10 protein-coding genes and 1 pseudogene are annotated in these 7,613 nt (G+C 36.8%); 10 read left to right on the top strand and 1 reads right to left on the bottom strand.

Annotation, left to right across the window (positions count from 1 at the left end):
• The 3 genes from WMO25_RS12090 to WMO25_RS12080 all read left to right on the top strand — a co-directional run.
• The coding region (locus WMO25_RS12090; RefSeq protein WP_435384310.1) for an AMP-binding enzyme at positions 1-336 on the top strand (336 nt) is incomplete at its 5' end.
• Positions 333-1,439, top strand: coding sequence for an o-succinylbenzoate synthase (gene menC, locus WMO25_RS12085; RefSeq protein WP_349085513.1), 1,107 nt, complete (start codon positions 333-335; stop codon positions 1,437-1,439). The genes WMO25_RS12090 and menC, both read left to right, overlap by 4 nt.
• A 3-nt stretch (positions 1,440-1,442) precedes the next feature.
• Positions 1,443-1,820, top strand: coding sequence for a PaaI family thioesterase (locus WMO25_RS12080; RefSeq protein ID WP_349085512.1), 378 nt, complete (start codon positions 1,443-1,445; stop codon positions 1,818-1,820).
• Here WMO25_RS12080 and WMO25_RS12075 read toward each other — a convergent pair.
• Positions 1,801-2,502, bottom strand: coding sequence for a 4'-phosphopantetheinyl transferase family protein (locus WMO25_RS12075; RefSeq protein WP_349085511.1), 702 nt, complete (start codon positions 2,500-2,502; stop codon positions 1,801-1,803). The genes WMO25_RS12080 and WMO25_RS12075 overlap by 20 nt on opposite strands.
• 80 nt (positions 2,503-2,582) lie before the next feature.
• Between WMO25_RS12075 and WMO25_RS12070 the strand changes: the two genes are divergently transcribed.
• From WMO25_RS12070 to WMO25_RS12040, 7 genes and pseudogenes are all read left to right on the top strand, one after another.
• Positions 2,583-2,954, top strand: a complete 372-nt coding sequence (locus WMO25_RS12070) for a metal-dependent transcriptional regulator (RefSeq protein ID WP_349085510.1) — start codon at positions 2,583-2,585, stop codon at positions 2,952-2,954.
• Positions 2,955-3,073: 119 nt separating this feature from the next.
• The gene (locus WMO25_RS12065) at positions 3,074-3,811 is read left to right on the top strand and encodes a ParM/StbA family protein (RefSeq protein ID WP_349085509.1); all 738 of its coding nucleotides are present in this window, start codon (positions 3,074-3,076) and stop codon (positions 3,809-3,811) included.
• A pseudogene (locus tag WMO25_RS12060) lies at positions 3,786-4,657 on the top strand (HD-GYP domain-containing protein); the annotation flags it as partial. The gene WMO25_RS12065 and the pseudogene WMO25_RS12060, both read left to right, overlap by 26 nt.
• A 524-nt stretch (positions 4,658-5,181) precedes the next feature.
• Positions 5,182-5,928 carry a response regulator transcription factor gene (locus WMO25_RS12055; protein ID WP_243131077.1) on the top strand — a complete coding sequence of 249 codons (747 nt, stop codon included), beginning with the start codon at positions 5,182-5,184 and terminating at the stop codon, positions 5,926-5,928.
• Positions 5,929-6,395: 467 nt separating this feature from the next.
• Entirely contained in the window at positions 6,396-6,959 is a 564-nt protein-coding gene (locus WMO25_RS12050) for a single-stranded DNA-binding protein (protein WP_117989119.1), read from the top strand.
• Between the two features lie 228 nt (positions 6,960-7,187).
• A complete protein-coding gene (locus WMO25_RS12045; protein ID WP_318583859.1) occupies positions 7,188-7,340 on the top strand; it encodes a hypothetical protein in 153 nt (50 codons plus the stop codon).
• A gap of 11 nt (positions 7,341-7,351) precedes the next feature.
• Positions 7,352-7,613 (top strand): hypothetical protein (locus WMO25_RS12040; RefSeq protein ID WP_349085508.1); only part of this gene is annotated, 262 nt, incomplete at its 3' end.

The raw sequence follows: 7,613 nt of genomic DNA, 5'->3' as shown, positions 1-7,613 counted from the left end.
GGATACCTTGATAAGGAGGGGTTTCTGTACATTCTCAACCGAAGGGAAGATATCATCATATCCGGAGGAGAAAATATATATCCAAAAGAAATAGAAGATTTGCTCTACCAGATGCAGGGTATTAAAGAATGCGCTGTAGTTGGGCAGGAAGATGAGAGATGGGGATACATACCGGTTCTTTATATTGTATCTGAGTTACCTGAAGAAATAGTTCGGAATTATCTGGAGGGGAAACTTGCCGGATATAAAGTACCAAAAAAGATTTTATACAGAAAAGAGCTTCCGAAAAATGCATCTGGAAAAATTGTAAGGAAGTTACTGCAGGAGAAACTATGAGGATTCAAAGCGTTACACTATATCATGTAGACATTCCGATGCGGTTTGCTTTCCGAACAGCAAAGGAAACATTAAAACACAGGGAATCTATTATCCTGGAAGTGGCAGATGAAAGTGGACAAACAGGATATGGAGAAGTGGTTTCTTTTACAAGCCCATTTTATACAATGGAAACTTTAGAGGCTTCGTGGGAGGCATTAAAAACAAGCTATATTCCTCAAATTTTGGATAAGGACATCACACATCCTTTTGAAATCCATAAAATGTTTGAACGGAAGTATCCGATGGCAATAGCGGGTTTAGAAAATGCTTTATTGGATATGTATACTAAGCAGAGGGAAGAAAATTTAATCAAATCTGTTTTTCAAGAGAACCTAAAAAAAGAGATAGGATTGGGCATTGTTCTGGGCGATTTGCCAGTACAGGAACTATTGTTGAAGATACAGGAATTTTATGGACAGGGATGCAGGCGGATTAAGATTAAAATAAAACCCGAAGATGGATTTGAAAAAATGAAACAGGTAACAGCTTGTTTTCCGGAGATAGATTTTGCTGTTGATGCAAACAGAAGTTTTCCTGTTTCCAGAATAGAAGATGTCATAAAATTTGACAAGCTGGGTCTTCTATGTATAGAAGAACCGTTTATGGTTGATTCGTTAGAAGAATATAGAGGATTGCAAACCAAAATAAAAACGCCAATTTGTCTGGATGAGAGTATACAAACCATGGAAGAATTAAAAAGAGCAATACAATATGAAGCTTTTCAAGTTTTGAATATCAAAATTGGCCGTGTGGGTGGACTTTTTTATGTAAAGCAGATGATACAGTATTGCAGAACGCAAGGAATAAGATACTGGATTGGAAGTATGGTGGAAAGCGGTATCTCTAAAATTTTACATGTACAGTTGGCAGCTCTTACAGATACCTATATGGAGGGAGATTTATCTGACTCCAGGCGATACTTTGATCAGGACTTTATCGTCCCAGAAATAGTTTTCGAAAATGGCAAGATGAAGTGTCCAGGAGGAAATGGGCTGGGTGTCAAGATCAATAAATCAGCCATACTGAAGCAAGCGGTGGAGACGTTAAAAGTAGGAAGGTAACTTATGACATTGGTTGAACAATTAAATATTCGAGGAACACGATTAACAGAGGAAGGATATGAAGCAGAAATGGCACTGGGAGAATTTCATGCACAGCCATTGGGATTGGTTAATGGCGGAGCTATCCTGGCATTTGCAGAAATTACAGCAGGACAGGCATCAAATCTTCTGGGAAAAGGGAGTTATTATGCCGTGGGTCAAACAATAAACGGACATCATTTAAAGAAAAAGAAAGCGGAAGGCAACCTTTATGCAGTCGGAGAACTGCTGCACAAAGGGAAACGAAACCATGTGTGGAATATCCGGATAATAGACGAGAAAAGAAAGTTGATTTCGAATATAACGGTAGTTAATGCTATCGTTATGGCAGAGGGGAACTGAGAAAATAGCCTTGAAGTTCTGATTCGGTAATAGTCTGTACAGAGGGTATATTTGGGAAATCTGTGAAAACAGAGCATAAATAACAATCTTGCTTCCATGTAAAAAGTTTAGAGGACAATTTGGGATCTAACATATTGAAAGCATGTGCATTTGCCGAAAAACCAGTGCCCATATATTTTATATAAGCCTCTTTTTGTGTCCATATCTTATAAAAACGGTCTGTTCGTTCATGATTGGAATATGTTGAGTTTATATATTGAAATTCTGTTTGGTGTAGTACAGCTTTCATAGTTTCGATATTTAGGGAAGGATCGATACGTTCAATATCAACCCCAATCGGATGTGTGTCAGAGATTCCGCATAAAATCATACTTTTAGTATGAGAAAAATTAAAATGATAGTAGGGAGCTGAGAGAAGCATTGGCTTATGCATAAATTCACTATGAAAATGGAGGGATTGGTGTAAGACACCAGATAATATACTAATCTCCATACGGGTCAGCAAAGCACTATAAAGGGACAATTTTTTATCAATAGAAAAGCGATAACTAAGTACTTTTTCCTGCCTTTGTTTGGAAATAAAAGGAAGGAGCTGTACATCGGTATCTGTCCAGACGGGAGTTATTATAGGCAAAGTATAAAGTTTCAGCATGACATAAATACCTCGTTTTTCTTTAATCATATCATAAGTATATGTAGGAATCAATTTATAAAAAAGAAGGAAACAGTGATATTGAAAAGATATTCGAAAGGAGATGGCACATGAAACTGTATGAGTCGGGAGAGGATTATTTAGAGGCCGTGTTAGTAGTTCAAAAGAAAATAGGGGAGGTACGTTCAGTAGATGTTGCCCGCTATGTAGGAGTATCAAAGCCTAGTGTATGTCATGCAGTTAACGTTTTATGTGACGGCGGTTTTCTTACAAAGGATGATAGGCACTTTATTTCTTTGACAGAGGAAGGGCGAAAGGTTGCGGAGAAAATTTATGAACGACATAAATTTTTTAAGGAGCAACTTATATCTGCTGGAGTCAGTCCCAAGGTAGCGGAAACAGAAGCCTGCCGTATTGAACATTGTATCAGTGATGAATCCTTTCTTATATTAAAGCAGCATCATGAAAAGGATAAGGGTTGACAGCGAGAACTTACATATAACAACATAGAAGATCCTTTTATAATATTTTGCTTATCATTTTGCGTTTCAAGTATAGAAAACGTATGTAATAAGTAGAAAAGAAAAAAGGAGAGTTCTATATGATAAAACGAATCAGAATTGCAATTGACCATGGAAACAGAAATATTAAAACGGTTCATACGGTATTTACGACCGGAATCAGCGAAAGTGATATTAGTCCAGGCAGAGGAACTGATTATCTGGAGTATAACGGAAAATTTTATGTGCCGAGTAACCGGAGAATTCCATATCAGAGAGATAAGACTGCCGATCAAAGATTTTTCTTATTGACACTTTTAGGAATAGCAAAGGAACTGGAATTAAACCCGAATATCGAAAAAGGTGATTTAATCCAAGTTCAAATGCCAATAGGACTGCCACCGAAGCATTTTGCGGAACTCTATGATAAATATGAGACGTTTTTCCGGGGAACTGGAGAAATGATTCAATTTAATTATAAGCAAAAGGAATATCATGTGACTATCACAGATGTTATGGCATTTCCCCAGGATTATGCGGCGATTATGCTGCAGCACCGGGAGATATGTGCTTACCCTAAAGGAGTGGGCGTGGACATTGGCGGATTTACAACAGATTATCTGATGTTCCGTTCCGGAATTGAGGATATGGAGATCTGCGACTCTATGGAAACGGGAATCATTAGTCTTTACAACCGGATTACAGCTCGGATGCGTGCGGATTATGATGTGTTGCTGGAAGAAGCGGATATTGACAGTATTATACAAGGGAAAAAAGAATTCTATGAGGAGAAAGTAGTTCGCGCAGTACTGCAAGAAGCGAATCAATGTGGTTTATGATCAGGTTTACGAAAAAGAAGAAAATAATAATATCATGATCCGGATTATGAGTAATATATTGGGATCCCGTAACAGCGAGAGCAGAGAACACATCCTGCATATTAAAACAGCAACGGAGATGATGCTAGACAACTGGTAAAAGTAACAGATGCTTATCCTTTGACAGAGGCAGATATTGCTTTGATTACAACTGCTTCTTCCCTTCATGATATTGGTAAGATTCGTATTCCGGAAGAAATATTGAATAAACCAGGCAGACTTACCGATGAAGAATTTAAGATTATGAAAACCCATAGTGAGCTTGGCGCGGCTATAATTAAGGACATGGATTTTCCGCAAGATCATCCACTGGTACATACCGCATGGGAAATCTGCAGGTGGCATCATGAAAGATGGGATGGAAAGGGCTATCCGGATGGATTGAAAGGTGAAGAAATACCAATCTCCGCACAGGTGGTATCGATTGTTAATGTTTATGATGCACTTACAAGTGAAAGATGCTATAAGAAAGCTTTTGATCATGATACAGCGATTCAAATGATCCTGGACGGACAATGTGGACAATTTAATCCCATCCTTCTTAAGTGTCTGAAAGAACTGAGTATTCAGCTTTCAAAAATGCTTAATAAAGAGATGGACGATAATAAATATTTTCATGAAATACAGAGACTTTCGAATGAAATACTCAATGATAAATCCCTGCCGAATCAAAACTATTCACAGAGTGTTGTCAAGGTCATGCAGGAAAAGATAGATTTCTTCAAATCAAACAGTGGATTGAATTCGATTGATTACAATACGATTTCAGGTCAGTTAACTATACTAAACGCACACCGGCAGATAATATAAATCATAGGTTAGATGCTAATGAAAAAAACACTGTAAACGAGTAACGATAAAAATATTGGTAATTATTTTTCTAATAACAGCGTACTGTACTTTTGCAGATATAAATGACTTTGTTTCATTGAATGCATTGACCGTATTGGTAGTTTTTGTGTCACAATGTATTGGTATGATTGTTAATTCAATTGGGAAAAAGGAAAACTAGCGGAAATAATAGAAAACTATTATTTCCGTATTTTTGGTTTCAACTGAAAAAAATATATAGAAATGATTAATATGGAAGAATAAACTTCAATCTATTGAAATTGATTATTTTGGGTCATCATTCCTGATTGGGGACTTCGCCGCGCCGTAATATTCAAAAATTTCTTATAGATGGACTCAAGTCATAAAATTGAAAGGATTTTATGTTATGGAACCATTATTATTTTGTGAGTGCTATGCATGTGATGGGAGTCTTTATTCTCAAAGAGGAATGGTTAAAAAAAGTTTGTTTGAAAAGAAGTAAATAAGAGGAAAACAATTTGAAAAAATATATAGGAGATTTAGAAAAGGTTAGAGTTTGTCAAAAAATAGTATATATGGCTGATAGCTCAAATGAACAAAGTGTTTTTTATGATTGTTTAAGTCGGGAATATCCCATAGTATATCAGCCAATACAAGATAATTTGGATCTATTTTTAATATTAGAACAGACAACAGTTCTATGTATTATAGAAATGATACGGTTTTCAGAAAATAGTAGGAAACTTATAGGTGCAATCCGTCGTAAAACTAACATGCCTATTTTGTTTATATCAAAAACTAATTTAGACGTGAAACGGAAAGAGGAAAATAGATTTGCAATTGAAAGTGGAGCAGATGAGTATTGGGGGTGTTCTATGGATATTGAAGAAAAAATGCTTAGATTAAAAGCTTTAATTAGATTACAAAATCGTATTAGAGAGACATCAACTATTTGGTATTTTCAAAAATTGCAAATTGTTTTGGGAAGTAGACAAGTTTTTTGCGGAGAGATAGAAATAATATTAACGAAGATAGAATTTGATATCATATGTTTTCTAGCACAACAAAATGGCCGGGTAGTTACTTATAAAGAACTGTATGAAGCTGTTTGGAACAGAGAATATCTTCGGGATGATGCAAATATTATGGCGCATATACACCGGATTCGTCAGAAGATAGAAAAGGATATAAAAAAACCAGAATATATACAGAATGTGTATGGTGTCGGATACCGCTTTGGGGAATTTGCTCAAGAGGTCTCTTAGAATACTTTTCAAAAATGGTGGACAAATGGATGGCTTTGGCTTATCCATCTATAACATTTCGTATTTGAACACACACTAAATTGTATGAATACATATTGACTGCCACTATATGTTGTGTTACTATAAAAATGAAATTTGTATTTGTATTCATCAAAAGATGGATAGTGTATTTTGGTTTCGGAAAAGTCCGGAAGTGAATTATGAGGAATTTAAGATTCCTGTCTGTCACAAGAAATATAAGTGAGGCATTTAGAATGAAGAAATTCTAAGTGCCTTTTTTGTGTTTTGTATGCGGTTAGGATGAGGACAAGTACAGATGAAAGAAAAGGATAAGGAGGTGTAAAGAAAAATTGAAAGAAAGGAGGATACGAATAAAGTGAATACGAATAAAATACGATACCGATGACAAAGCGTTTAGAAAGAAGTTTCTAAGCGCTTTTTTTAACAGGAAATGAAGGAGGATATACATGAACAAATCAATTATGATGGGAAGACTGGTAAGAGATCCGGAGATTAATTACACAACAAAGAAAGATGGGGATGAATTTGTTGTAGCAAACTTCCGTATTGCCGTAGATAGAAAATACAGTGACGAAACCGATTTTTTTCCATGTACGGCATTCGGCTGGCTGGCAGAATTCGTAGAAAAGTATCTGTATCAGGGCATTAAAATCGTAATCACCGGAAGAATGGAAAACAATAATTACACCAACAAGGATGGGGATAAAGTTTACGGTGTAAGACTCTGCTGTGATGAGATTGAATTTGCCGAAAGTAAGAACAGTCAGGACGACGATGAAGATGATTCCAAAAGCAGGAGCAGAAGTAATAAGAGCAGACAGAGTTCATCAAGAGGAAGGAAGAGTTCAGGAAGCCAGCGCTCATCAAAAAGCAGTTCGGGTAGATCAGGCAGAAATTCCAATTATTCTTCCGGAAAGAGCAGCCGCAGTAGTAGCCAAAGAGGTCGGTCATCCAGAAATGATGATGTGGATGAGCAGTTTGATGATATGGATTACGAAGAATTTGATTAAAGCATCCTGGGGGATTTCCCCCGGGAAGAAAGAGGTAGTTTATGGAAGCGTTAAAGAGGTTGGCAGAAAAGTATAAATGGCTTTGTATTCTTACAGGTGGGATTGGATTTTTTCTATCCCCTTTTTTATGGCCGTTTTTTCTTATGATTATTTTCCAGTCTTTAAGTCTTGCGGCGCCCATCATAGTAGCAGCGTTTATTATAAAAACTGTACGGGAGGAAAAAAAAGATGAACAGAAGAGTAACAATGGAAGTGAACAGAACGAAAGCACAGATTTTGAGACCTCAAAAGATGTATCAGACAGGAGAAATTCAGCGTATCAGAAAGATGAGAAGGCAGATTTATCGGAAAGGTACCAAAAAGAAGGAACGCAGCCGCTAAAGGAATCTTATATGCAGCATGAGAAAAGTGAGGAAGAATGCAAGGCGGTTGTCTGGTATCAGATGGAGGGGCAGGAAAGAATCCAGAACCTGAAGGTAAAATTAGAAAAAACAGGTATCCGGCAATTTTCCATCAGTCCGGAAGGTGTCTGCTGTGTGCCGGAAGGAAAATATTTTCGAAGAGTGGGGATGTTGCGGGCATTCCCAGCTCACGAGACAAAGATATTAATCCAGTACTTACATAAAGATCATATCCATGCAGTAAAAAAAGGAA

It is taken from the genome of Coprococcus intestinihominis, assembly GCF_040096555.1.
Lineage (GTDB): Bacteria > Bacillota > Clostridia > Lachnospirales > Lachnospiraceae > Coprococcus_A > Coprococcus_A intestinihominis.
Note: the sequence above shows the minus strand (reverse complement) of the source record. Positions and strands in the feature narration are given on the sequence as shown.

Bases quoted from the DNA above. Each gene is read 5' to 3' on its own strand.
- menC (WP_349085513.1), top strand. From the start codon at position 333: ATGAGGATTCAAAGCGTTACACTATATCATGTAGACATTCCGATGCGG.
- WMO25_RS12050 (WP_117989119.1), top strand. From the start codon at position 6,396: ATGAACAAATCAATTATGATGGGAAGACTGGTAAGAGATCCGGAGATT.
- WMO25_RS12080 (WP_349085512.1), top strand. From the start codon at position 1,443: ATGACATTGGTTGAACAATTAAATATTCGAGGAACACGATTAACAGAG.
- WMO25_RS12075 (WP_349085511.1), bottom strand. From the start codon at position 2,502: ATGATTAAAGAAAAACGAGGTATTTATGTCATGCTGAAACTTTATACT.
- WMO25_RS12045 (WP_318583859.1), top strand. From the start codon at position 7,188: ATGAACAGAAGAGTAACAATGGAAGTGAACAGAACGAAAGCACAGATT.
- WMO25_RS12065 (WP_349085509.1), top strand. From the start codon at position 3,074: ATGATAAAACGAATCAGAATTGCAATTGACCATGGAAACAGAAATATT.
- WMO25_RS12070 (WP_349085510.1), top strand. From the start codon at position 2,583: ATGAAACTGTATGAGTCGGGAGAGGATTATTTAGAGGCCGTGTTAGTA.